Below are 24513 nucleotides of genomic sequence, written 5' to 3'. Positions count from 1 at the left end.
AGATCAGATCGTAGGTTCTGGATTTAGTTCCATTGAATTACGCAACAAAGCCACTAATAGACACCAACCCAGGAACCTCTGTTCTTGGACTAAATGCTGTAATGGCTGCTACAGAATATCTATTCCCAACTGAATATAAAGAGCACAGTCTTGACGGCGTAGAGACACTCCTTGAACACATCCAAGATGTGAAATTCGTGGAAGAAAATGAAATAAAGTTTTTAGTGATTCCTTCTAAGATAAGTAAAACAGCAAAAAAAGCTCTTGATTACGGTACTGGGTATTTAGCGGAAAGGTGGCCAAACAACACAGCAAAAACCACCATTTGGGATCGCAGCCTATTTACGGAGGCAGAAATGGAGCATGAACCGGCAAGTGTAATTAACCGTGGCCATGTAGCTGCACGTTACTATAAAGAGCTAGCAAAGGAGGTCATCAATGAATAAAGACGTCCAGCTACTCGCAGAGTTAAAACAAAAAAAGAAACTGACAGGTGCAGAGCGAGCTCAAGTAAAAATGCTGGAGCGGAAAATTAGCCAATCAGAGAAGCCGGTTAAACAAGAAAGTAAGAGTAATATTTTCGCGACGAAACCCACAACAAAAATCAATCCGCTACCAATTCGATTTTCCAACAACGAACGCACTGGAATAACCGAACTTGCTAATGATATAAAAACCAACAACCTAGAATTAGTTATAACTGAACTTGGAAGCGAAAGAGAAATTAACGATACAAAACTAGTACGCGCTGCCGTTTACTTACTTAAGAAGCAAAGTCACGAGGATATAGTGGACGCTATAAAGCAAGTAAAACTAAACATGATCAGATAGTTGCTATGTATAGCATCACTGCTATACATAGCTTTCATCTCTGGAGCTATACCAATGCAACAGCGACAGGAAGGCTTAAAAATTCCCCTAAAAGTTAGAGAACTTTCAAAGGATAAAGACTCGGCCTTAAAAGCTTGGCTGAACTACCTCGGTATTTCTCAGTGCGACTTAGCTAAAAAGTTAAACGTATCCCAAGCTAGAGTCAGTCAATACTGTTCAGAGAAGATTAACAAGCGATCTGTCTTATTAAAGATTTCTGATGCACTTGGTATTACACCTGAACAATTGGACTTTGAACCTGATTCAATACCCTTGATAGTTTTTATAAACGATACAAATGAATAGAAAAAATTCAAATGTCTATCAAATCGTAGACCACATATACGGGGGAGGGGACAACGATGGCAAAGCTCAACCTTGGGGCTAATAAAGGTCGTAAAAACTATGTATAACACTGGTGCTATACATAGTTTAACTCTTTAATTTATGGAGATAAATATCACCCTCTCCAATTAAAAAAATCAAGACCCGTTCTATAACATTGAGCCGTAGTGGAAAGGCTTAATGTACTTAATTCAGTAAATTAAAACCAAGACAGGTGCGTATAGCAATAATGCTATACACAAGACAAATGTAAGACTCAAAGAAAAAAATACCGTTCATAATCAGTGCAGCGATAGTTACTTTGAAATGTGACTATATTACCGCCTGTTATTTTGAAGCGAGAATAAGATAAGCCACAATGGACTTCTTGAGAGATAACGACTGTTGATTAAGTTCTGCGCCCTCAACAGGTTACCAATAAGCTTGATACGAACTTACTGGCTCTCATACAATCCAAATTTACGAGTTGTGATCAGGTTTAATTTTTTGCTGAAACTACCTCTATTGATACCTAAAATCCTTGCTGACTTTGACTGATTACCGCGAGTATGAGTTATCAACTCCGTAAACAATATTTCAAATACCGCTGGCGTCACCCAAGACATATCAGGGTTAGGTAATTGTTTATCAAACCATGTCGGTTCCAATTCTGCTCGAATAAGCTTTTTTAAGTGGTCTTTGTTGATGGGTGTTAGTTGGTCATTCATAAAGGTTGGGGTTCGTTAAGAGACTTAATAATCCTGCCAAATTTATCATGAAACCACCTTAAAATCTGCCGACGACGAAAATTGATGTAATTCATGCTGTGGCTTGGAGTCGCTAAAGGATCTGGTTCATGTAGCATTTAGCTAAAACGGTTTATGCCCCATTCCTTGCTGGCGAGATTATCGACTGATAAATATCGTCAGAGTTTGCCCAACTTTTCCTAATGTCAGACAAGAACGGGGGCGTGCACGAAAATGAACAGAACTTTTCACCCAGTGGTCAGTAGAGTAGGTGAGGCATGAATAAATTAATGAATAACAATTCAGCCGAGTTGGTTAACCCAGTTCTTCTCTTTTGGTGTTCCAGCAATTGAAAAAATAGCAATATTGGGTTTAGTTATAGCTGTGTTCAAAGCTCTAGCCCGAGGGTACGACGTTATTTTGGTATCTTGATAGCCAGAGTATTGCAAAAGTTTTGTTCTATGACGCTTTTGAGTGACGTCATCCTAAAAAATAAATACGCTCGCAATGATGCTAGTTTATTTTGATGTTAAATTGTTGAATTTATTGATAAATAAAATGACTTCTTGAGGGGCATAGCGATTTACCGAAAAGCTTTTGTATAAAGGCATTAGACCAAGACAATTTTCCGGACCTCGTATATACGCATCTGCGCCCGCAATCTCGGTAACATCGGGTCATGGTGTATATCGAACGCTAAATGCTAAACCTCGCTAATTAGGAGGCGCAACCATCAGGGAGCTTGAAGCCCCCATTCTTATTGATATTAATCAGTTTTCTTTAACCAAGGCTTATTTCTACCAGACTACACCAGTAACTAGCACCAATTTCTAGTGCAGCATCATTAAAGTCATACTGTGGGTTATGAAGCATCATACCGTGGTTGCCTTCAACGCCGTTTCCGATAAACACGTAGCAAGCCGGTACTTCTTGAGCCAGGAAGGCAAAGTCTTCAGAGAAACTCTTAGGTATGCAGCCGGTAATCACATTCTTGTCACCAACAACGGCTTTCGCTGCACGTTCTGCTATCTCAGTTTGCTCTTCTGCGTTATAGGAAACAGGGAACTCCGTTACAGTTGAAACTTCACCGTCCATACCAAATGCAACACAAGTCCCTTCTACGATTTCCTTCATTCGCTTTTCTACTATAGCGATATTCTCATTGCTAAAGGTACGAGAGTCACCTTTTATCGTGATATTAGAAGGAATTACGTTTCTTGCACCATCCGTCAGAACTTCTGTAATGGAAACAACGGTTGCTTCTAGCGGGTTAACTGCACGAGACACAATAGCTTGAATACTAGACATGATTTGCGAAGCAGGAATAATCGGATCATTGATTCGATGAGGAGAAGACGCATGTCCACCCACCCCTTTCACCTTAATCTCAAACAGGGTTTCGCTGGCCATCGTGCCGCCAGTTCGCATTTCAATCTTGCCAAGCTCAAGTCCAGGCAGGTTGTGCATGCCATATATTTCCTGAGCAGGGAACCTCTCGAACAAACCATCTTTCAGCATAGATATAGCGCCCGTGCCATACTCTTCATCAGGCTGGAATACAAAGTAAACCGTACCTTCAAAATCCCCATGCTTTGCTAAATGGTGTGCAGCACCAAGTAACATGGTTGTATGCCCATCATGTCCGCAAGCGTGCATTTTATTCGCATGGCATGAGCGATATTCAAAGTCATTCTCTTCTTCAATGGCTATGGCGTCCAAATCAGCACGAAGTGCTATCGCTTTACGCTCTGGATTTTCACCCATACGCAATACACCAACAACGCCAGTCTTGCCAATGCCTTCATGAACCTCAAGGCCAGCACTTTTCAATGACGAAGCGACAAATGCTGCCGTTTCGTGAACATCTAGTGCAATTTCTGGATACTGATGAATATGATGTCTCCACGAGATCATATCCTTTAATAATTCTGCTGATAACTTGTTCATTTGATCGTTTCCTAAGAAGCCTCTCTCAGCTGTGCGGGAGAGGCTTGCGGTGTGACTTTAATTTTCCGGGATGTGTTGATTAAGCTTCTTGTTCAGTTGGCTTGTACTCAACGAATTCCTCTTCTTTTTTCCCTCTACTGCTGCTGGCTCTTCTGCAAACTCTTCACGGAACATCTTGAATGTACTCCAGATACATAGGAAGAGTACGAACATTAGCGGTAGAGCGAATATCAGGCTGATACTCTGAAGCATGTCAATACCAGTTTTAGTCGTCATCATTAGAGTAAGAGCCATTGCACACTGTGCGATTACCCAGATGATCTTCATCTTGTTACTTGGGTTTTCAGAGCCGTCTTCACACATACTTGCCAGAGTGAACGTTGAACTGTTCAGTGATGTGATGAAACATGTGAACAGAGCAATTACCACACCGATTGAGATCACAGTACCCATTGGGTAGTCCTGCAGTACAATAAATGTAGCGGCTTTAGATGATGCTGCAGCGGCCTTCAGTACTTCAGGTTCAGACTGGATACCGATTGTGCCGAAGAACGCAACCCAGATAAAGATACCAATACATGGGATAATCATTGAGCCTAGTACGAATTCACGAACAGTACGGCCCTTAGATACACGTGCAATAAACGGACCTACAAATGGTGCCCATGCGATCGCCCATGCATAGTAGTAGATAGGCCAGCCACGAATCCAACCAGCTTCATCATCAGCTGCAAACGTTGGCAGCATCAGACCATCCTGGAAGAAGTCATTCAGGTAGTTACCAATAGAATCAAAGTAAACGTTGATCATAGTGGTAGTAGGGCCAACAATCGCGACAAGAATAATCAGACCAACCAACAGGTATGCGTTGTAGTCAGACAGCATCTTGATGCCTTTCTCAAGGCCAGTTGTTGTACACAGAATAGTGATTAACGCGATAACACCAACAAGTGCAAAGATAACCCAAGGAGCATCAGGCGTACCAAACAAGTAAGAGAAGCTGATGCCCAAAGAGAGACCACTTTGACCAAGAGATGTAGAGATACCTGCAATCGCACCAAATACACAAACCAGGTTGATGATTTTACCCATGTTGCCGTTCGCTTTGCCGCGCCCCCATGGAATAAGAATGTTACTGATAAGGCCGCTTTCGTTCTTACGGTACATCAGGTAACCAAGAACCAGGCCAACCACTGAGAATGCAGACCATGCCTGAATACCCTGGTGGATAAAGCTCTGCTTCATCGCAAATTCTGCAGCTTCTGCTGTTTGTGGAGCAATACCTGTTGTAGATAGTGGGTTCATATAATGGTAAACAGGTTCTGCAACACCCCAGTAAAGCATTACCGTACCCATACCAGCAGAGAACAGTAAAGCAATCCAGGAGAATGTACTAAATTCTGGCTTCGCATCATCGGCACCTAACTTGATGTCACCATACTTACTGAAGGCGAAGAAGAACATTAGCATTACATAGGCAAATGAGCCCGCCATATATATCCAACCAAAAGTATCAGTTAGATAGTTCATAGTGCTGATACAAACGGCGTATAGTGCATCCGGGAACAAAATCCCCGAAGCCACAACAAGAATGATAAAACCGATAGTAGCGGTAAATAGCATCTTGCCTTGTTTTAGTTGTGGTTGATTCGCTGACATAGTGAGCCTCCCCTGCGAATTAGTCTATTACGATTAGTTCAGGCTCAGCGCGCTCACTTAGCCATTCTGCACCATCTTCGGTGATTACAATATTTTCTTCGTGAACCATAGACTTACCTGGTGCGTACACCATGCCTGGTTCAAGGGTCATGACCATACCCGGCTTAAGAATAGTGTTATCTGTTGCGGTATTTGAAGGACGCTCTGTTAGCTCCATACCAAGACCATGACCTAGACGACCTACGTCGTTGCCTAATGCGCCATTCGCTTCAAGTACTTTCCACATTGCGTTGTAGATCTCAGTGGTTGTTGCGCCTGGTTTGGCCGCTTCAAAACCTTTGGTAGTCGCTTCATATGTTGCACGGTATGCCGCTTTTGTTTCTTCGCTCGTGTGACCAAATGCCCAGTTACGGTCGAAATCTGAGAAGTAACCGTCGCGTACTGCACCTGTATCAATGATTAGCACATCACCTGGTTCAATAATGCGGTCTGTTGGCCCCATAATGATGCTGTCATAACCGTCAGGGCCCGAGCCTGCAATTATGTACGGACACTCATCTGCACCTTCAAGCAACATATCAATGCGAAACTGTTTGCATATTTCGCGCTCTGTCATGCCAGCTTTTGCGTACTCAGGGATCTTCGCAAAGCCAACATTGGTAATGCGGCAAATTTCACGAGTTTTCTCGATTTCTGCCTGAGATTTGATTTGACGTAGTTCATGAACAGCAAGTGAAACATCTATAAACTCTTTTTTAACCATAGTAGTGAGAGCTAAGTAGTTGTTTACCGGCATACGTAGGTGAGATTCGATACCCAGCGTTGCACCTACACGGCCATGTTTACATGGAAGTGAGTTCAAAGTACTTGCTACCAGGCTAATGCCATCATCTTCCGGACGAGGTGAAGGCCAAGTAATGATATTATCTACCCAGGTTCCTGCCATACCGCTTGCACCTATCTCTGGGATAATCGCAATTGGCTTGCCTTCCGCAGGAACTACTATAAACCATGGACGAGTTGGGCTGTGCCAGAACTGAGTGTGAAAACCCGTGAAGTAACGCACGTTTGGTTCTGTTGTAAAAATCATCGCATCCAACTTCATGTCGTGCATGATTTTTTGTGCTCTCTGCGTTCTATGTTCGAATTCGGCTTGTGTGAAGCCTCTGTTCAGGAAGTTTGTCATTGAAACCTCTTCGTTTTGTAGTGTAGGGCTTATGCAGCTAAGTAATAAGTTTAGTTAAATTTAATTTACTTTGCTCATCTTAATGATAGTTTCGCTAATTAATGTGACTTATCGCATCAAAGTTAACTTTGATTAACTATTGGTACGTATTTATCAACAAAATGCAGGTTTAGATCACGTAAAGTCTACTATGGTTAACTTTGCGCTTGCATATGTGGTGCAGATGCTGTTTTATAAATAATAAGAGTTGATCGATTGTTTGCATTTAGTGTGTAAAATGAAGACAATAAAGAGTATATAAAGTTAACAATGATGACCTGAAATGAACGCTTCCGCTTATAAATCATTCAATATAGATTTCACAGATAAAGATAGAGAACATTTGGAATCAAACTTTCGACTGGCAGAGACCATCGCAGAGTTTATTGGTCCCCATTGTGAAGTGGTTATTCATTCGTTCGAAAGCTTTGATAAATCTGTAGTGAAGATAGTAAACGGTCACCACACCGGACGTGAAGTTGGCTCTCCTATCACTGATATGGGACTCAAAATGCTGAGTGAATTTGAACAAACTGGTAATGTAACGCCAAAAAGTTACTTCACTACAGCGAAGGACGGCTCACTGTTGAAATCAACCACCTGTGTATTGGCGGGAGAGAACAGCAAACCTATTGGGTTATTTTGTATCAACATGAATCTGTCACACCCGTTTCCGGAAATCATTAAGACTTTAATGCCGGACATGGCAGATACTAGCGTTGGGGTGCATGAGAACTTTAGTGCATATCCAGGCGAGTTGATTGAAAAAGCCTTAGATACTGCAATTCTCGACATTGAAAATGATACATCGATCAACTTAAAGGGAAAAAATAAAGCGATTACCAAGCAACTGTTTGATAACGGTATTTTTGAACTAAAAGAGGCAACGGCACTTGTTTCCGAACGCCTAGGTATTACTCGGCATGCAATTTATAAGTATTTGCGCGAGTTTCGATCTTAGCCATCAAATCAGAGAGAAAAGCAATGAAAACAACAATTCACACAGACTCCGCTCCAGCAGCAATTGGCCCTTACTCACAAGCTCAGGCATTTCAGGAGCTTATTTTCACATCTGGCCAGCTACCATTAGTACCTGAAACAATGGCTTTCCCTGAAGGTGGAATTAAAGAGCAGTCTCGTCAGTCCCTTGAAAACCTGAAAGTGATACTTGAAGAGAGTGGTGCATCTATCGAAACTGTAATCAAAACAACTTGCTTCCTGTCTGATATGGAAAACTTTGCTGCATTCAACGAAGTTTACACCGAAGTTTTTGGCACAGAAAACGCACCGGCACGTTCATGTGTACAGGCTGCACGCTTGCCAAAAGACGCATTGGTAGAAGTAGAAGCTATCGCTTATATCGCCTACCCAAAGAAATAGCGACAAATCTGTCTGAGAGTATTCACTATGTTGAAAACAGCAAAAAATAATTTCTACACCGGTCAGTTATCACCCCTATTTAACAAGACGGTTGCACAAGAAGCTCGTAACTTTCATAAGCAGATAGAGGGCTACATTCCCACACCACTAACCTCATTGCCTCAACTGGCAAAGAAACTGGGTGTAAAGTCTGTACTAGTAAAAGACGAGTCTAAGCGTTTTGGACTGAATGCTTTCAAAGTGCTGGGTGGTTCATACGCACTTGGGAAACTGCTTGCAGACCACCTTGGCGAAGATATCTCAGAGATCAACTTAAAGACGGTCTCTGAAAAACTTGAGAAGCCTCTGGTATTCACAACTGCAACTGCCGGTAACCACGGAACCGGTGTTGCATGGGCAGCGCGCGAAATGGGTCAAAAAGCCGTTGTTTACATGCCTAAAGGCTCTGCTCAGGCAAGTGTTAAGCGTATTCAGGGCTTGGGTGCAGAGTGTATTGTGACTGAAGTTAACTATGACGACACCGTACGTCTGGCTAACAAAACAGCGCAGGACAATGGCTGGATGCTTGTTCAAGACACTGCGTGGGAAGGATATGAGCAAATCCCAACCTGGATCTCTCAAGGCTATATGACGATGGCAGCAGAAGCCGTTGATCAGTTAGCAGAGAAAGGCGAAAAACCAACTCATGTCATGCTTCAGGCTGGTGTTGGTGCAATGGCAGGCGGTGTTCTTGGTTGCCTTGTCGATATGCTTGGCACTCATAGCTTTAAAACTATTATCGCAGAGCCAGCAGCGGCAGATTGTATCTACCGTTCAGGAATCAGTGAAGATGGTAACATGGTCAATGTTACTGGCGAGCTGAACTCCATCATGGCAGGGCTTGCGTGTGGTGAACCAAACCCGATTACCTGGCCAATCTTGAAAGACTGCAGCAATCTCTTTGCATCAGTAGAAGACAATGTCTCAGCAACGGGTATGAGAATACTAGGTAACCCTCTAGCAGGAGATCCAGCAATCACTAGCGGTGAATCCGGTGCAATTACTGCAGGACTGCTGTACATGATGGCGAATGACCCAAAAGGTATTGAAGCAGCTAAAGAAGTTGGTCTAAATCAGGATTCAGTTGTGCTTCTGTTTAACACAGAAGGTGATACAAACCCAGATCGTTACAACAAAATTGTTTGGGAAGGCATGTTGTCACTATAACCATAAGAATTGCAGGCAGATGCTAATCTGCCTGCAACTAAAAAGTACTTACTCTAACGGAAAAACGCTCCCCGACTTAGCAGCAACTTGCTGCTTTTTTTTACCTATCAAACCCTGCAACTCTCCTCATTAATCCTCAATTTAATTCTTACTATTTCGTGGCTGACAATTTAACTAAAGCTATTTTCAAAATAAAACATTTCAAAACAATAATATCAACTCCATGTAAGCGCGTCATAAACCCCGCATTCTAATCGTTCTGCGCGAGTAATAAGATCAGGTCTTCAATAACAAGGAGATTTGAAATGGCAATTCGACGCACAAACCAAGAATGGGAAACCCTTCTCGAACGTTATGAGCACGGCAATATCATTCAACGTGCTTTCTGTGAACAGCGCGGACTGAGCTTATCGACGTTCTTCGCAAAACGCAGTCAACGTCATTCGGCAACTCAATCAGCGCCTGTAGGATTTGTTAGAGCTGAAGTCGTCGAAAAGACAATGAAGTATCAAGCTCAAATAGCAACGGCTAACATGACACTGCTCGTCAATGATGTTGAGTTGAGCATTCCACAAGGCACACCAGTTACCTATCTCGCAGAGCTTATCGGTGCGCTATCATGAAACGTATGCTAAGCGCTCCATAGATTTATCTATATCGTGAGAGTGTCGATTTTAGAAAGTCCATCAACGGCCTCGCGGCGATTATCGAAAGTGACACCGACTTACCCTTGGGAAGCGGCGCTCTGTTCCTGTTCACCAATAAACAGCACGATAAAATCAAAGTGTTATACTGGGATAAAACAGTCTTTGCTCTTTGGTACAAAAGCCTCGAAAAAGCCAAGTACAAGTGGCCAACAAAAGAGAAAAATGAGGTGTTTAGCCTGACTCAATTCGAGCTTGATAGACTACTTTCTGGCTTCACGATTACCAGCTACAACCCCGTTCGAATAAACAACTTTACAATGACTTAGTCGATAATAAAGCCTTACGATGAATCTCAAGGTGATCTCTACAACGAAGTGTGAAGCCGCTAAGGAAGAAGAGGTTGACGTCACGACGACGACCACAACGAAGAAACGCGGTAAGCGTAAGCCTCTTCCAAAGACCTTGCCTCGAGAAGTTATCGAACTTGATTTAGACGACCATGAAAAACAGTGCGCATACTGCAAACATAGTCTGCATAAAATCGGTGAAGACCGCAGTGAAAAGCTAGAGTTCTCACCAGCGGTACTCAAAGTGCTGGAATATGTTCGCCCTAAGTATGCTTGTCGTCAGTGCGAGCAAACTAAAGACAAAAGCCACATCGTTCAAAAGCCAGCCCCGCAAAGTATTATCCCTAAAAGCTTCGCGACAGAAAGTTTGCTGGCCAATATCATCCTGGCAAATACTAATATGCGATGCCACTTTACCGCCAAGAGTCGCTGTTTACCCAGTCGTGTATCGAGCTGTCACGAACCACTATGGCAAGGTGGATTATCCAAGTCAGTGAGAAGTTCGCACCGCTTTACGCAGCCTTGAAAACGCACCTACTAGAGCAAGTGGTGGTTCATGCGGATAAAACACCACTCAATGTCCTCAAAGAAGATAAGCAGTACTATATGTGGCTTTACTACTCGGGCGCATGCTCGGCGTAAGTTCATGGATGCTAAGAAGCTTCAAGGTAAAGGTAAGTTAGGAGCGCTGTCTAAAACCCAGAAACTCTATGGGATAGAATCCCGCTTAAAAGGTGCGTCTATCGAGACACGAAAAGCTGAGCGTCAACGGCATGCTAAGCCGATACTGGATGAGATGTACGAGTGGATGACGACTCAACAAGTGATAGCTTCTAGCCCGCTGGGTAAAGCGATAAAATACACGCTCGGCCAATGGCCGAAGCTCATCCGCTATATTGATGACGGTCACTTATCGATAGACAATAATCGTGCTGAACGTGCAATAAAACCGCTGGATATAGGCAGAAAAAACTAGCTCTTCTCGACCAACCCTAACGGGGCTGAAGTGAGTGCGATGCTTTACAGTGTTGTTGCAAGTCAGGAGGGTGGTTGGTATAGCCCTGAAGGAGACGCATGTAACTACGGTAATGCTAATGTGTCGACATCTGACCGTGGGACCTCTTCGTGGGGACAAGACCCAACGGCTCAAACCTGCTTAGTTTCAATCAAAAAGTATCAGGAAAAAAACGAAACATTGATTGTTTTGAAGGTCCAAAAGTGGTTAAAGGGTAGCTGCTTGTAAGCTAAACCTCACTTAACAATGAGCTCTGACTTCATTACGTCAGAGCTCTTTGTTAAGTGCTATACAGACGAAGTGGCATAACGTTTCGGAGTTATACCAAAAGCACGTTTAAAGTTTCTTGTTAAATGGCTTTGATCAAAAAATCCGCACTCTAAAGCGGTATTAGCACAACTATCCCCTCATTACCGCATTCTTCTGTCTGTCCCGAATCGCTTTCGATGTTAGCTTTGCGTGATCACCATGCCTGCCAAAGAGCATTTCAAAGCAAACCGTCAGGATTCCTTTGTAATATCAAAAGCTGGCTCTTCTATAGCAATGTGCAACTGGCGAAGCAGACTAAAGAGTTCGGGGTCGTTTAGTATCGGTGATTTGATAAAGGGCAAAACATCCTGATCCGACTGCTCAAAATGGCGTTGTACCATCGCTAGTTCAAAGTAAAACATTCTATACTTCCAACCAGTGTGACAACCAGCAAAACCAGTATGAACTTCAGCAGGATTTATCGTCACGATCTGGTTTTCAGGAATAACGATATTATTGCCACGATAATAGAGACCTTCTGCCCCTTTCTCGATAACACCAATAGTAAGATCGTCATGCCAGTGCTTAGAAAATTCGAACTGTTGACAAGAGGCTTTCAGCAGTTCAGTACCTTCAAATGTGCCGCTTTGCCAAACCTTGGAAAATTACATCTACATAACCAGTTACTGTTTTGTCAGCAAATAGAGTTTATCGTCACATATAGTTAAGTAAAAGTATCTATTTCTTGAAGTGATAATTCAAATGTAGTTTTATACTCACTCCAACAATAGATATTTTCAGAATACAACATACCACAATAGAACAATCCCGTATTTGTTAAGTTTAGCCCATAAGAAGAGATAGTTAGCAAAGGCTATATCGGAAGATGGTAGCCAGAAAAACCGCTGAAAAAATAGCTCTGTTGATAGGTAGGTCAAACGATCTCAGTTAGATTTTAGGCCTAGATTACCATCTTTAAGTTAAATTTGGTTAACTTAAAATAACTAGAAGTGCCCACATGAACATAAAGAAGAAACTATTGATTGCCCAAGTCATCGGCATACTGATCCCTATTACTATCGTCTCTATTTTAGTTGCTAATATTCTAAAGAACCTCGCCTTGGATAATTTTGTATCCAGCAGTAACAACGAAATACGCCAGGTTGAAAATGCGGTTTCAATCTACTTTAAAGATATTGGAGAAAACCTCACCTATCTCGCAAAAAGCCCTCAATTGATCCATGCAGATGACAGCATAACTACCTACATGGGGAAACCGAGCGCAGAGATGACTCCGGAAGAAAATGGGTCTGTGGAACGGACTATTTACTCACTATTTGATCAGGTGGGTAAAACCCATCCTGAATATGCCTATATCTACATGGGAACTGAAGATGGTGGATTTATACAATGGCCTACAGGGGGAAGCCCTGAAAACTATGATCCTAGGGGCCGTCCATTTTATAAAGCTGCTAGCACCTCGCCTTCAGATATCGTTCGTGGACAGGCCTATTACTGGGAACCAGATGATGCTGTGATCTTAAGTACCACAAGGACATTTGACTCAAAAAATGGTCGAAGAGGTGGTGTTATTGCTATCGACGTTTCACTAAAAACTCTCACGGATATCATCAAAAATATCAAGCTTGGTGAAAACGGTTATCTAATGATGATCGAAGATTCAGGCAATATCCTGGTCGATGCAGGAAAGCCGGAAAACAGCTTTAAACAAATCGATGAACTTAGTGGAAGCTATCGCACAATTAATAATACAAAATCTGGCCTGGTCAATATTGAACTGGATGGACAAAGCTACATGGCTAATGTGTATGAATCTAAAGTGCTAGGCTGGAAGTTCGTTGGCATCATTAGTCAGGATGAAGTGATGAGCTCCCGTAATGAGACTCTGGAGCTCATTGTCTATACTGTGTCTGGGCTTATTCTCCTGTTCATATTTGTCGCTGCCCTATTCGCGAACACAATTGCTAAACCGCTACAAATTGTTTCTGACAGTCTTAAAGAAATCGCATCAGGTGAAGGTGATCTCACGAAGACAATCTCTATCGATTCCAAAGATGAAACTGGAAAACTGGCTAGTTACTTCAACCAATTCCTTGATGCAATAAAACTGATTGTTCTTCAAATCACCGAATCTGGTAAACAAATGCTTAACTCATCAGAGCAAGCGATCGAAATTGCAGGAAAAATGGCTGAAACATCGGATCGTCAAAGCCAAGCTCTGGAGCAAGTATCAACAGCATTCAATGAAATGGTTGCGACTGCCAACGAAGTATCTACTTCATGTGCTGCCGCAGCGGATTCTGCAACGGTTGGTCAAAAACTGGTTGATGAAGGTCGTCAGCATATTGATCTGGCAGTTCAAAGTGTCCACCTACTATCAGAAGCGCTAACTCAGTCTTCAAGCGAACTAAAGAGCCTAGAAAATGATACTCATGGAATCACTATGATTCTCGACACAATCAGAGATATTGCCGACCAAACTAATCTACTTGCATTGAATGCCGCTATTGAAGCAGCAAGAGCCGGAGAGCAAGGCCGAGGATTCGCTGTAGTTGCTGACGAAGTTCGCGCGCTCGCGAAGAGGACCGCAGATTCTACTCAGGAGATTGATGAGTTAGTCAACAGGCTTCAGGTTCAAACCAAACAAGTCACTCAACATATGAGTCATAGTCTCAATAATTCTAGCCAAACCGTAGAAATCACTCAGGCAGTACAGAGTAGCTTTCATGGAATTTCCAGTTCGGTTGACGTTATTCGTCAAATGAATATACAGATAGCAACAGCTGCAGAGCAACAGCATCAAGTTGCAGAAGAAATCAACGGTCATATTCATCAAATACATCAAGATGCTTTAGTGGTTAAGGATATTTCTAACAGTGCGAATGACAATGCCAAGGAGCTTGATGATATCGCTTTGAATCTGAATACCCTTGTTTCCAGATTCAGGACGTAATTGATTGGGCTAATCCAAAAAAGGTCTTCAATACAAAAATCAAACGCTCATTTGTGTATGCGTAGTCATAATTTCCACATACAATAAGCGTTGTGCAACAAACTAAAGGTGGTAGAAAATGTTCATTTCCGTTCGAGAGCAGCATCTTAACAAAGGACGTAAGTACTGCATTTTGCAGTACTAAAACTTATCCGAAGGGTAGATTCTGCCTCTGACCGCAAAACGATTTCTGTCGGGTGGACGACACTTGTTACCAAGTGCCGTCTCCCTAAGAACCCAGCGTGCAACTTTCACTGCACTAGGCTTAAGCCTCTACAAAGGCATCAAATGATACCCAGCAACTTATAAAGCAGTGAGAGCAGGTTCAATCCAAGAATTACGAGCTAGCCTTTTGTGTTTTCTCTTTCCCAAGTATTCTTGGTATTGAGGGTCGAAAGGTGTCACTGCGCTTCGGATCTTCACATGTCTTTCTATCGGCACTTTAGCTATTTGGAAAAGATTAAACTGGCAATCCATATCCTTTATCTTCTGCCAACCGTGAAACTGCCATTGGCCTTTTCGGTTGATGAAGTATTTCAAGGCGATCCAAGTTTTAGATTTTGTTGGATGTCGCCTTTTAGCCCAATGCCATAACGCTTGAAATAGTTTGTGACCGACATAACTGAATACCTGCTTAGCTACGCAGTGGCGATAATAGTTCGACCACCCTCTAAGCTTTGGGTTAATCAGTTTGATAAGGTCGTTCACCGGTAGGGTAACGTGCTTTTTGATGAGTCCGCGCAAGTTACTTAGGAACGTCAACGTATTGGCCTTGCTCGGTTTGATGAGCAGTTTTCCTTTGTACTTCCTATGGTTGAACCCAAGGAAGTCAAAACCGTCGTTGATGTGAGTAATGTGCGTTTTCTCTTCGGATAACGTTAAGCCTCGTACCGCTAAGAAGTCAGCAATCAGTGGTTTGATATCGTTCTCCAACACTTCCTTTGAAGCGCAGGTGACGACGAAATCGTCGGCATATCCAATAAAGTTAGCTCTTGCGCCTTTCTTAAGCGCGGTAGATTTAATGCGCTGTTCGAGACCCGATAACGTCATCAACATCAAGGTGGGGGATATAATTCCGCCTTGAGGCGTGCCTTCGTCGGTGTCGTAAAACAGCCCTTTGTCTACAAAGCCAGACTTTAGCCATTGCTTCAACATACGTTTATCAACAGCAACATTATCCATCAGCCATTGATGCCCAATTTTGTCGAAACAGGCTTTGATGTCCCCTTCAAGAACCCATTGTGCTGACCGTTTCTGACTCAAACAGATGAAACACTGGCCGATTGCGTCAGCCGTGCTGCGATTTGGTCTAAAACCATAACTATTAGGGTCGGCAAGCGTTTCGGACACAGGTTCTAATGCTAGAAGATGGAGAGCTTGTTGGGCTCTATCAATCATGCATGGAATACCCAGAGGCCTGAGCTTACCGTTCTTTTTGGGGATGTAGATACGCTTGAGTGGTTTAGCTTGATAAGCTTTCCGACTCAGTTGATTTACTGCTTTCATACGACGCGCGTCTGTGTTCCAGACAACGCCGTCTATTCCAGGCGTTTACTGCCTTTATTTTGAGAAACCCGCTTAACAGCAAGAAGTTCTGCTGAGCGAGAATGAGTCAGTATCCACTGCAATGCTTTAGCTTTGCCGTGTTTACCGTCTCTAGTTGCCTTTGCGATACGCATTTGAAGCTTTAAGACGTTCGCCTCTACGGCCTTCCAGTTAATGGATTGCCACTGTGCACTGTCAGAAGATGCACTAATCTCATTCGAAATCATCATTTGCTTTTCTTCCTTAATAAAGTTCTTCAAACTCTCTCGCAACGAGAGACCAGTTGGAAGTGGGCTCACTTTCGTGACCAGACACAAGTCTGTATCTACATCGTTACAATGCAGCCTTAGCTTTTTCCAACCTCCTATACCTGCATCACTATCGGCCACACAGGCTTTCCCAGAGGGAGTGATACAGGCTTACCATGTTCCGTATGCAGCGCGATGGTAGGTTAGGTGCCCGCTATGGTGCGAAGAGCGTGTTGATCACGAAAGAGCATTGGACAATCTCTTTCCTACTCTTAGTGCCTTTTGGCTACAGCGTATAAACCACTTCCGCTGCTTCGTAATATAACGCACCTTGAACGGATTCACGTGTGTTCACCATACTACCTGCCTAGCACTCACCCGATTTATGTGGTTATCAGGAGGAGCCTTCTCTCGCGATTTAGCTCCCGACAAGATAGTTTCTTGTCTTCGTTACATTGTCAGAGCCGCTACTTAATTCAGTCTCCTAGGCTCATCTGGTGATACAGATGGTCCATTCTTAACGCGATGGACAGCGCTGCATACGACCTCATGTCGCACGTCCAAAAATGAGTTTCAGAAGCATCGTTTAATCAAGCCAAGTGAGTACCTTATCAAACCCCTTTGGCGTTATATTGATGTACCAATCTAGATCCACTTTTTTGCGCATAACCAGTCCACACTCTTCAAGAGCTTTACATGAAACTCGGAAGTTGTTCGGGTGAATATCTCTCCCAAGCACTTGATTGACGGCCAGGTTGATGACGGTTGACTTACCTTCTTTTACTCCTTTAATGAACGCCTTGGCCAAACATCTTAAGACCTCTTTTTGAACCTGGCTCATTCTTGCTCTTTTCATTCTCTCTGCCTCTTAATCATTGCAACAATAATTAAATTAAAATTCTGAAAATTTGTTTATTTCATCAAGGGATAGGTTCGTGCTGGCTGCTATATGCTTGCATGTAGAGTCAGTATGAAGCCGACAGAGCGAAGCAACGTCAGTCAGCTCTTTACTCATTTAAAGAACAGCTTTGTTCGCGATTCTAAAGAGAGATATTTTTTCCTAGAACCTTATAGACCGTAGTCCTACTGCACTCTAACTCTTTACTGATCGCATGCTTGTTCATTCCTTGGCCTGCAAGCTCTTGAATACGTGTATGAAGCGTCTTATTAGGAAATCGGCCAAGATGCCTTCCTTCAGAGCGAGCACGCTCTCTGCCTTCATTACAACGCTGTAATATTCGTTTTCTTTCCATTTCAGCAAACGCCGATATGGTCGTATAAATAACTCGACCTACATCGCTATTGATATCTAAATCCCCCAAATCATGAAACACCAAACCCGCTTTCTTTTGCGCTAGTTGATCGGCAATTTGCAAAGCATCAATGGTATTTCGAGCAATGCGGTCGACTTTGGTAACATGAATAACATCTCCCTCCCTTGCAAAATCCAGCAACAGGTTAAGCTGTTTTCTATCAGAAGATTTACCGCTCGCTTGCTCTTGGTAAATTTTTTCACAACCAAGACGTTTAAGTTGTTCAAGTTGAACATCGAGCGTTTGGTCTTGGGTGCTAACACGAGCATAACCAATTTTCATAAAATGGCCTAAAAGTGAACTTAAAGATATTGATACACAAGTGTACATGTTCACTTTAAATTATAAAGACTAACTGAACAGTTATTAGATGATTGTGAGTAATGTCCATAAAGTTACACCTTAATGGACAATCACTTAAATGATTAGGAGGCTCAATCTTTAATCATTGTAGCAATGAATAAATAAAAGTATGGAAAGAGGCTTAACTTGGTGGCCAGTTTTGATGGTGAAGATCAATATGGCTAGCCCAGATTAGTTTTGCTTATTAATTTTGTACTCAACATAAGCCTTAGCATGATCATAAACCCCTATAGCCCCTTCTGTTGTGCGCAGAGCATCAAGTGGTGTGACCAATGTTAAGTCAATTAAGCCATCTATATTTGGTTTAGTAGTCGCCAACCATTGCCATGACTCACTAAGGCTATGAACCTTACCAAGTTCTTCCATCACAAGAGCAAACATTTCTGATTCAGGATGCCAAGAGGTAGGGATAGTCGCAGGTCTACGGCCATTAGGAACTTTATGAGGAAGTTGGGACTTTTCTAACCACTCTTTGGTAATGTGTTTAACAGTCCAATCAGCTAGCTCTGACAAAGTTTTGTTTGCTCTTCGAGTCTCTTCATCATCGGGGTCAGTGGCAGGTTTTGTTGGAATAACAAGACCGATTCTTACCTGGCTCCAGCCTTGAATTACACGAATTTTATTGTACTCACGAACCTTTATCATTGATGCAGCAATATCAGTATCGTTGCTAACATAAACAATTTGTTCTAAGTCTTGCTGTGTTACCACATCAAATAAAGCTTCAGTAGCAAGGTTTACATCACTCTGTTTTTCCTCCAGCTTCCAGATTTCAACTCTATCACAGTCTCGTGGAAGGGTATTTCCCTGAACTTGGTAAACATGAACTTTGTTAACTGCGTAGTACCCCTCATATAAGCACAAGTCATCTCCCAAATGCTTTTGCAGAGCATTATGGTAAGTTTCTTGGTCTTTAGTAGAGTTGGTATCTAGAGCTGCTTTCTCTACAATTTTTGCTGTAAAGAATTTAATTCCCTGATTAAGTAGTTGAGGCGTAGAGTTTTCATGATAAACGCTAGGCAAAATTTGACTTTCAAACAAGGCTTTTAAATCTAGCCATTTGTACGGGCTTTTCTTTAAACATCCGTAGTAAAGGTTGTAACCGTCAATGTAGACTCGCGTATTCAATGTACTTATCGATCCTTCAGATACGAAAAAACCGACATAAAGTCGGCTTTTTCTTCCTACGAGATGGGGTCAAGCCTCGCCACCCTATAGGATTAGTTGTTAACTCTGATACTAAACGATACAGCAGAAGTGTCAAGTTATTTTGTTGACTAAGTAGTTAGGCCCGAACAAATTTTCCATCTAGATGGTCTCGCATTAAACATTAAGATTCCTTACCTTGAACTTTCATTTCTATACGCATATTCAAACCTTAATGGACACTTATTAAAAGAGCCCCTAACCATTGCAACAATGATTAAGGGCTCTAGCAAAAAGGTTGGTTTGTGTTTGGGTGCGCACTAATTCAATTATTGCAAATGAATCAAGTATGGAAAATTCACTTAAGTTCAGTGTCCAGTCTGACTGGAGCGATCATTCGGGGGAGTAGTTAGGATTAAAAAAATGTTTATAACTCTACGAGCCTCTGCAATATCTTCTCTAGCGCAGCTCAGAGCCCAATGATCACTTGCTAATCTGACTAAGCCAAAGCTAGCTGGTCAAAATCTATAGTTTTAACAGCCTTGAGGTTAATAGTCTGCTTTGCTTTCCATAAATCATACTGGTGTTGCATCGCTAACCAACTCTCAGGAGTTCCGCCCAGTACAACCTGTAGCTTTAGTGCCATCTCAGGGCTGATAGAGCTTTGGCCTTTCACGATGCGGTTGAAAGTAGATGGACTTACACCCAAGTTCTTGGCTACGGCTCTAGAACTAAGGTTAAACGGTTCAAGGTACACATCGTGGATTAGTTCGCCCGGATGTGGAGGGTTGTGCATAATCATTAGTGATAGTCCCTATAGTCGAGTATAAAAGCGTTTCCATTTCTAAACTGAAACGTAACGCGCCAGTTGCCGTTAACATCAATAGCCCAAATATCATCTTTCTTTGGGTTTAGCTGATGTAGTCTCCAGCCAGGTTTATTGATATCAGCGATAACACTTGCGGTATTGATTACAGCTAACTGTAACCTTAGCTTTTTGATATGTTTGGCTTGGATACCCGCAGCAGTCCCTTTAACAAAGAACTTTTCCAGACCAGTATGCTTAAATGATTTTATCATGTAGATACTATAGCGCGTTGCGCTTCACGCTACAATCTTGGTAAAGACATTTTAGCCCTCATCTGTTCTTTTAGCCAGTTTTGCTCTACCCGTGATCATTGAAGGTGGGGTAGAGAGGGAATTAGTAAATTATCCTACGCTAAGCAAAAGTTCCCTGATTGCATTTACCTATTGCCATTCATTTTGGTTTCGCAACATGTTTTTGCAACGCTGAAAGCCCAACGATGGGCTAAAAACTACCAAGCATTAGATCCAAAAGAAAGACTGGCAGTGTTGGCCGCAATGATGGAAGTAGAATAGACAGATTTGACTATGTTGGCCACAGTGCAAAAGTTAGGGGAAAACAGGCAAAGCACAGATGCGGTGTAACCGGTGTGCGTAAAAGCCCTAGATATAATGGTGGTAAACTTTCGCTTAATCATTGGTAAGTTTTGCCAAAAGTTTACCAGCGATCGACACAACAAATATTTTTGATCAATAAAGAAAGCGGTAGGTGTAATCGATATAACCTAACTTTCATCGTTACCTTTACATTCCAACGAGCCAAAATATTGATCTGATATGAATAAGGCTTCTTGAATATTTTTTAGGCTTAGCTGCGGCTTACAGATAGGAAAGCATTAACATTAGCAGGTTAGGCTACACCACTATTTTTAATGACTTAAGAATTAGAAACAGTCTGCGCTACACCCAAGTAGTGCTTAAAATGGCTTTTTGAAGCGTAAATAACTATAGCAGTCTTTGTTACGCCTAGTGTAATAGCTATATTCACAAATAAGGCAGCGATATTTTAACTAAATAATTTCAATAACTTAAAATTAAAAAGTAAATCACTACAAAAATAAAATGCAGTTTGCACTACACCAAGAGGTAGAAACAATGAGTTGTATAGCACTAAATACAGTTGAGGCTACACCTTTCTATAATATATAGACAGAAAACACAGTAATGGCTACACCTTTAGAAGAATGAAAGCGGAAAGAAGCAGTTTTGGATACACCATTTAAGAAGATTGCTTGTGCACAGTATGCGTTATACGATTTTCCAACCCAAAACTACAGTAATGGATACACCTGACATAGCGATCCCAAACGTGCAGTTATGGTTACACCACAATAGTAATTGGCAATTGGAAGCTGGCTACTTTATTTCGGGTAAAGCTTTATTTCGCTTGGTGATTTTATAAGCCCATTCACCATGCCACGTCGTTTCCTGCCCATGTAAGTAACCAATTGATTCTAGTCTCTTAATTGCCGATTTAATCGATCTATTAGCCTCCTTATTGCTCATATTCAAAGCAAGACGATCTCTCATGCGACTTAAAGATACAGGGAAAGGGTCTTCGGGTAGGCAAGCAAAAAACAAATATAAGCATTGGGCTGTTTCAGCTCTTGGGATAGACGAAAGGGTGCGCATACTAATTAAGATTTGACGATCAATACGATACAGCTCCCACAGGTCAGGATCTCCTTCCAGGATGATAATATCGGTATCCATATTATAAACAAATTTCTTAAGCAACGAGGTTGATGTCGCTTTAGAGCCATCTTTCGTAGCCATACTTATCTTTTGACTCTGAATACGCTCTAGTGACTCTTTGATACGCTTACGAAACTTCGTGTTTAACATCTGCGTACTGAATCCACAAAACTTTGTAAATTCAGAGAGCTTCATTGTTATTCTGTCGGAATCATAACCATACTTTGAAAAAGCAAAGACAACCCCACACCAAACTTTGAAGTCTGTTCGTACATTGAGTCTTTCACCTTTGAGAGATGCGTATTCGTATCCTTCACGTTTGTACAGGGATATATCTCTGAACTCGTCGCTTACATTATGCTTTACAACAGTAAGATCATCACTTTTATTACTGTTCTTAGCAATAGGCGTAAATAAGGCTGTACGGATTAATATATTGGGCTGGATAGTATGTGTATCAGATATTACCAGACCATCACTAATCACCGATAAGAGTTTGTTTTCCATAGATAATATCCAAATTTAGTTACTAACATAATTTGCAGTTCATGCTACACCATACACAGTCTATGATACACCGTCTACAGTTCATGCTACACCCGATGCAGTTTATGATACACCTATCACGGTTTAGGCTACACCCTGATCATGCATAAAGCCAATACTGACAAAGCTTTGAGGCGATCAAGGATCAATTTGGATCTATTAGGTTCATATTAGGTTCATATTAGGATAATTAGGCCTGTGGATAAGTGGATAACTATCCGAATCCTTTATACTAAATGACTGACGGGGAACGCTTTTGGCGTTCCTGTGTCTGATTTGGGCGATGGACAACTATTCGCTCGTACCTCACGAAAGTTGACCACACACAAATCTGAAATAAATAACTCAACACATGATCTGAGAAAGATCTTTAAGCTTTGTTGTATATTGAGGCGATAAAAAGTTACGATTCATCTGCCAATGTTGTGTTGTTCCTTGGGAGAAATGACGATATCGACTTCTGAAAATACTTCAGACAAAGCTCATCCACAACCTGAAAGTCCATGGTGATCTTCTCTGTCAGAGCCTCGGCGTGGATAATATTTTTCCCCTTAATCAAAAACTGGATCTGAAATTTGAATAAGGACTTTTCCTTCGCTTTCAAGCACACTTTGTACTTCTTGGAAATTCCAATCATCACCAGAAATTAAATCCGCATCAAAAGGAACAGTGGCATCAATGCTTTCAAGACGCTCTAATAGCCCTTTAACATTAGAGTATACCCCTTCCTCTTTTGCTTCTTGGAGGAAGGTTCTTGGCGGTTCATGGTAGACTTTACCAATTGGTAGTGCACCATACTTTTTATATTGAATCTTGACTTGTAATGTTGGTGATGCCTTTCTTAGCAATTCCAAAATCTGACTTGTTTTCATGCGACAACTTTCCCTCTAGTTGGTGTCTTCACGCATAATGCGATAGTTAACGACTGCAATTATGCACCGAATGGAATTAAACAGATCCTTAACACTGCGAAGTAATCCCACATTAAGCCTTAAGTAGCCTAATAATGAATCAAAGCAGAGGTATAGCCCCAACCACTAAAGAAAGCCGCTATTACACCTGCTATTCTCGCTGCTGTGTTGACGTCTAAAACTATCATGGTCAGCGCAATTCCAAAGCCGAACAAAGATAAAATAAGGGACATCAAACATTGCATTTTTTGGTGTGATTGAAGCATCTATTTTCCCCATTACAGCTTCACACATGTAAATCTACAAGATGTAGAACCCTGATCATCAAATTCAAATATGTAGCCTTTAACACCGTCATCATTAGTATTCTCGCCAAACCTACAGCTACCTATTGCTTTAACACTTACACCTGTTAGATAGCAAATAGAGAAATCCTTATCGAACTCTTTCTTGGGGATAAAAGCATTACATCCGGAGAAAAATTTTCCGCGCCAATGTTCGCCAGAAAAAACAACTGGATTGTCTTTTAGCACATAACCTACTTGTTTAACCGAACAATCAGATTTATCGGTAAATACTTCTGTCAATTGAGATGCGAGCGTAGGGCTTGCCAATAAAGCTATTAGTAAAAGTGCTTTTTTCATGTAATCCTCTTGTTTAGTCATTACAACGATACAGGGCTGAATCTCCCTTGTTATTCGATTGGATGGTATTAATCGGTTATGGTCTTGGTAGTCGTCGCTAAACCAAGACAACAACATATAACGCTCCTAACTGTTCATTAGATGAGTAGTACAAAGGTCTGTGAGATCCGATACAGTGGATATTCTTTCTCTACATTACTCTTGTGCCCAATCACCAAATGCACTGTAGGGTTCTGTGGTTTAACTGAAATTGCGATTTTCATGTTCATGTTACGGTTGTTTTGCAAGTAACCGACTGCCGCATTTAGTTCTGGAACATACTGAGCCACACCCACCGACACTCCACCTTCCGTTGTTTGAGTGAAAAATAGGAAGTGTCATATCCGTCCTTTTCTCTTCTAGTAACCCATGTGTTTTTCTAGGCTAACAGCGTAAGAAGAGAAACACCTCGAAGTAATACTAATTTATGTTCCTTGAGTTTGAATTACCCTCTGACGCTGATAAATCGAAACGCTAATCTTAGTATTCAAGGGGCCATTCATTTTGTAAAGCAGTAAGCTTAAGCGGCTGAATAAGAACCGTGACCATTTAATGAAATTAAGAAGAAAGC

The 24513-nt window shown here is 41.8% G+C and carries 26 protein-coding genes and 3 pseudogenes; 11 read left to right on the top strand and 18 right to left on the bottom strand.

Annotated features, from left to right (window positions below):
• Positions 1–32 precede the first annotated feature (32 nt).
• Genes ACED60_RS23475 through ACED60_RS23465 form a run of 3 tightly spaced genes read left to right on the top strand, consistent with a single transcriptional unit; the run spans position 33 to position 1176 of the window.
• A complete protein-coding gene (locus ACED60_RS23475) occupies positions 33–446 on the top strand; it encodes a ParA family protein (protein ID WP_371728585.1) in 414 nt (137 codons plus the stop codon).
• Positions 439–831, top strand: coding sequence for a hypothetical protein (locus ACED60_RS23470; RefSeq protein ID WP_016767843.1), 393 nt, complete (start codon positions 439–441; stop codon positions 829–831). The genes ACED60_RS23475 and ACED60_RS23470 overlap by 8 nt, the downstream gene beginning before the upstream one ends.
• A 54-nt stretch (positions 832–885) precedes the next feature.
• Positions 886–1176, top strand: coding sequence for a helix-turn-helix transcriptional regulator (locus ACED60_RS23465; protein ID WP_016767842.1), 291 nt, complete (start codon positions 886–888; stop codon positions 1174–1176).
• 473 nt (positions 1177–1649) lie between these two features.
• Here the strand turns inward: ACED60_RS23465 and ACED60_RS23460 are convergent, their stop codons facing one another.
• The 4 genes from ACED60_RS23460 to ACED60_RS23445 form a co-directional block, all read right to left on the bottom strand.
• A complete protein-coding gene (locus ACED60_RS23460; protein WP_016767841.1) occupies positions 1650–1922 on the bottom strand; it encodes a helix-turn-helix domain-containing protein in 273 nt (90 codons plus the stop codon).
• Between the two features lie 798 nt (positions 1923–2720).
• Positions 2721–3887 (bottom strand): M20 aminoacylase family protein, encoded by a 1167-nt coding sequence (locus tag ACED60_RS23455; protein WP_371728584.1) that lies wholly within the window; start codon positions 3885–3887, stop codon positions 2721–2723.
• A gap of 57 nt (positions 3888–3944) precedes the next feature.
• The gene (locus tag ACED60_RS23450; RefSeq protein WP_371728583.1) at positions 3945–5546 is read right to left on the bottom strand and encodes a BCCT family transporter; all 1602 of its coding nucleotides are present in this window, start codon (positions 5544–5546) and stop codon (positions 3945–3947) included.
• Between the two features lie 19 nt (positions 5547–5565).
• Positions 5566–6732: a Xaa-Pro peptidase family protein gene (locus tag ACED60_RS23445; RefSeq protein ID WP_371728582.1), complete on the bottom strand. Its 1167-nt coding sequence runs from the start codon at positions 6730–6732 to the stop codon at positions 5566–5568.
• A 322-nt stretch (positions 6733–7054) separates the two neighbouring features.
• Here ACED60_RS23445 and ACED60_RS23440 point away from each other — a divergent pair, with 322 nt between their 5' ends.
• The 7 genes and pseudogenes from ACED60_RS23440 to ACED60_RS23410 all read left to right on the top strand — a co-directional run bounded on the left by ACED60_RS23440 (position 7055) and on the right by ACED60_RS23410 (position 11594).
• On the top strand, positions 7055–7732 hold the full coding sequence (locus tag ACED60_RS23440; protein ID WP_371728581.1) for a transcriptional regulator: 678 nt from the start codon (positions 7055–7057) through the stop codon (positions 7730–7732).
• Between the two features lie 23 nt (positions 7733–7755).
• Positions 7756–8151, top strand: coding sequence for a RidA family protein (locus ACED60_RS23435; protein ID WP_371728580.1), 396 nt, complete (start codon positions 7756–7758; stop codon positions 8149–8151).
• A gap of 27 nt (positions 8152–8178) precedes the next feature.
• A complete protein-coding gene (dpaL, locus tag ACED60_RS23430) occupies positions 8179–9357 on the top strand; it encodes a diaminopropionate ammonia-lyase (protein ID WP_371728579.1) in 1179 nt (392 codons plus the stop codon).
• A 305-nt stretch (positions 9358–9662) separates the two neighbouring features.
• On the top strand, positions 9663–9980 hold the full coding sequence (locus ACED60_RS23425) for an IS66 family insertion sequence element accessory protein TnpB (protein ID WP_371728578.1): 318 nt from the start codon (positions 9663–9665) through the stop codon (positions 9978–9980).
• 23 nt (positions 9981–10003) lie between these two features.
• Complete coding sequence (gene tnpB, locus ACED60_RS23420; RefSeq protein ID WP_371728586.1) at positions 10004–10330, top strand: IS66 family insertion sequence element accessory protein TnpB; 327 nt, start codon at positions 10004–10006, stop codon at positions 10328–10330.
• 6 nt (positions 10331–10336) lie between these two features.
• Positions 10337–11324: pseudogene (locus ACED60_RS23415) on the top strand (IS66 family transposase); the annotation flags it as partial.
• A gap of 33 nt (positions 11325–11357) precedes the next feature.
• Entirely contained in the window at positions 11358–11594 is a 237-nt protein-coding gene (locus tag ACED60_RS23410; protein WP_371728577.1) for a hypothetical protein, read from the top strand.
• A 59-nt stretch (positions 11595–11653) separates the two neighbouring features.
• On the opposite strand, the pseudogene ACED60_RS23405 reads toward ACED60_RS23410, so the two are convergent.
• Positions 11654–11758 (bottom strand): annotated as a pseudogene (locus tag ACED60_RS23405) (AraC family transcriptional regulator); the annotation flags it as partial.
• Positions 11759–11866: 108 nt separating this feature from the next.
• A complete protein-coding gene (locus ACED60_RS23400; protein WP_277814463.1) occupies positions 11867–12235 on the bottom strand; it encodes an AraC family ligand binding domain-containing protein in 369 nt (122 codons plus the stop codon).
• A gap of 398 nt (positions 12236–12633) precedes the next feature.
• Here ACED60_RS23400 and ACED60_RS23395 point away from each other — a divergent pair, with 398 nt between their 5' ends.
• A complete protein-coding gene (locus tag ACED60_RS23395) occupies positions 12634–14589 on the top strand; it encodes a methyl-accepting chemotaxis protein (protein ID WP_371728576.1) in 1956 nt (651 codons plus the stop codon).
• A gap of 342 nt (positions 14590–14931) precedes the next feature.
• On the opposite strand, the pseudogene ltrA reads toward ACED60_RS23395, so the two are convergent.
• The 12 genes and pseudogenes from ltrA to ACED60_RS23335 form a co-directional block, all read right to left on the bottom strand.
• Positions 14932–16403 (bottom strand): annotated as a pseudogene (gene ltrA / locus ACED60_RS23390) (group II intron reverse transcriptase/maturase).
• Between the two features lie 604 nt (positions 16404–17007).
• Positions 17008–17277, bottom strand: a complete 270-nt coding sequence (locus tag ACED60_RS23385; protein ID WP_029223978.1) for a hypothetical protein — start codon at positions 17275–17277, stop codon at positions 17008–17010.
• A gap of 184 nt (positions 17278–17461) precedes the next feature.
• Entirely contained in the window at positions 17462–18016 is a 555-nt protein-coding gene (locus tag ACED60_RS23380; RefSeq protein WP_076678502.1) for a recombinase family protein, read from the bottom strand.
• Positions 18017–18268: 252 nt separating this feature from the next.
• Entirely contained in the window at positions 18269–19225 is a 957-nt protein-coding gene (locus ACED60_RS23375; RefSeq protein ID WP_102466523.1) for an NYN domain-containing protein, read from the bottom strand.
• 517 nt (positions 19226–19742) lie between these two features.
• Positions 19743–20045 carry a HigA family addiction module antitoxin gene (locus ACED60_RS23370; RefSeq protein ID WP_016786835.1) on the bottom strand — a complete coding sequence of 101 codons (303 nt, stop codon included), beginning with the start codon at positions 20043–20045 and terminating at the stop codon, positions 19743–19745.
• Entirely contained in the window at positions 20045–20323 is a 279-nt protein-coding gene (locus tag ACED60_RS23365; RefSeq protein WP_016786836.1) for a type II toxin-antitoxin system RelE/ParE family toxin, read from the bottom strand. Before ACED60_RS23365 ends, ACED60_RS23370 begins: the two co-directional genes overlap by 1 nt.
• Positions 20324–21463: 1140 nt before the next feature.
• Positions 21464–22309, bottom strand: a complete 846-nt coding sequence (locus ACED60_RS23360; protein ID WP_102556540.1) for a RepB family plasmid replication initiator protein — start codon at positions 22307–22309, stop codon at positions 21464–21466.
• Between the two features lie 384 nt (positions 22310–22693).
• Positions 22694–22816, bottom strand: a complete 123-nt coding sequence (locus tag ACED60_RS23355) for a DUF4113 domain-containing protein (RefSeq protein ID WP_277870693.1) — start codon at positions 22814–22816, stop codon at positions 22694–22696.
• 83 nt (positions 22817–22899) lie between these two features.
• Positions 22900–23220 (bottom strand): hypothetical protein, encoded by a 321-nt coding sequence (locus ACED60_RS23350; RefSeq protein WP_102556541.1) that lies wholly within the window; start codon positions 23218–23220, stop codon positions 22900–22902.
• A 128-nt stretch (positions 23221–23348) separates the two neighbouring features.
• Positions 23349–23525 carry a hypothetical protein gene (locus ACED60_RS23345; RefSeq protein WP_157939777.1) on the bottom strand — a complete coding sequence of 59 codons (177 nt, stop codon included), beginning with the start codon at positions 23523–23525 and terminating at the stop codon, positions 23349–23351.
• Positions 23526–23537: 12 nt separating this feature from the next.
• Positions 23538–23903, bottom strand: coding sequence for a hypothetical protein (locus ACED60_RS23340; RefSeq protein WP_133153060.1), 366 nt, complete (start codon positions 23901–23903; stop codon positions 23538–23540).
• Positions 23904–24040: 137 nt separating this feature from the next.
• Positions 24041–24244 (bottom strand): hypothetical protein, encoded by a 204-nt coding sequence (locus ACED60_RS23335; protein ID WP_241910244.1) that lies wholly within the window; start codon positions 24242–24244, stop codon positions 24041–24043.
• Between the last annotated feature and the right edge of the window lie 269 nt (positions 24245–24513).

This window comes from Vibrio sp. 1F279 (assembly GCF_041439815.1).
GTDB classification, from domain to species: domain Bacteria; phylum Pseudomonadota; class Gammaproteobacteria; order Enterobacterales; family Vibrionaceae; genus Vibrio; species Vibrio tasmaniensis_A.
This window is presented reverse-complemented; position numbering and strand designations above follow the sequence as displayed.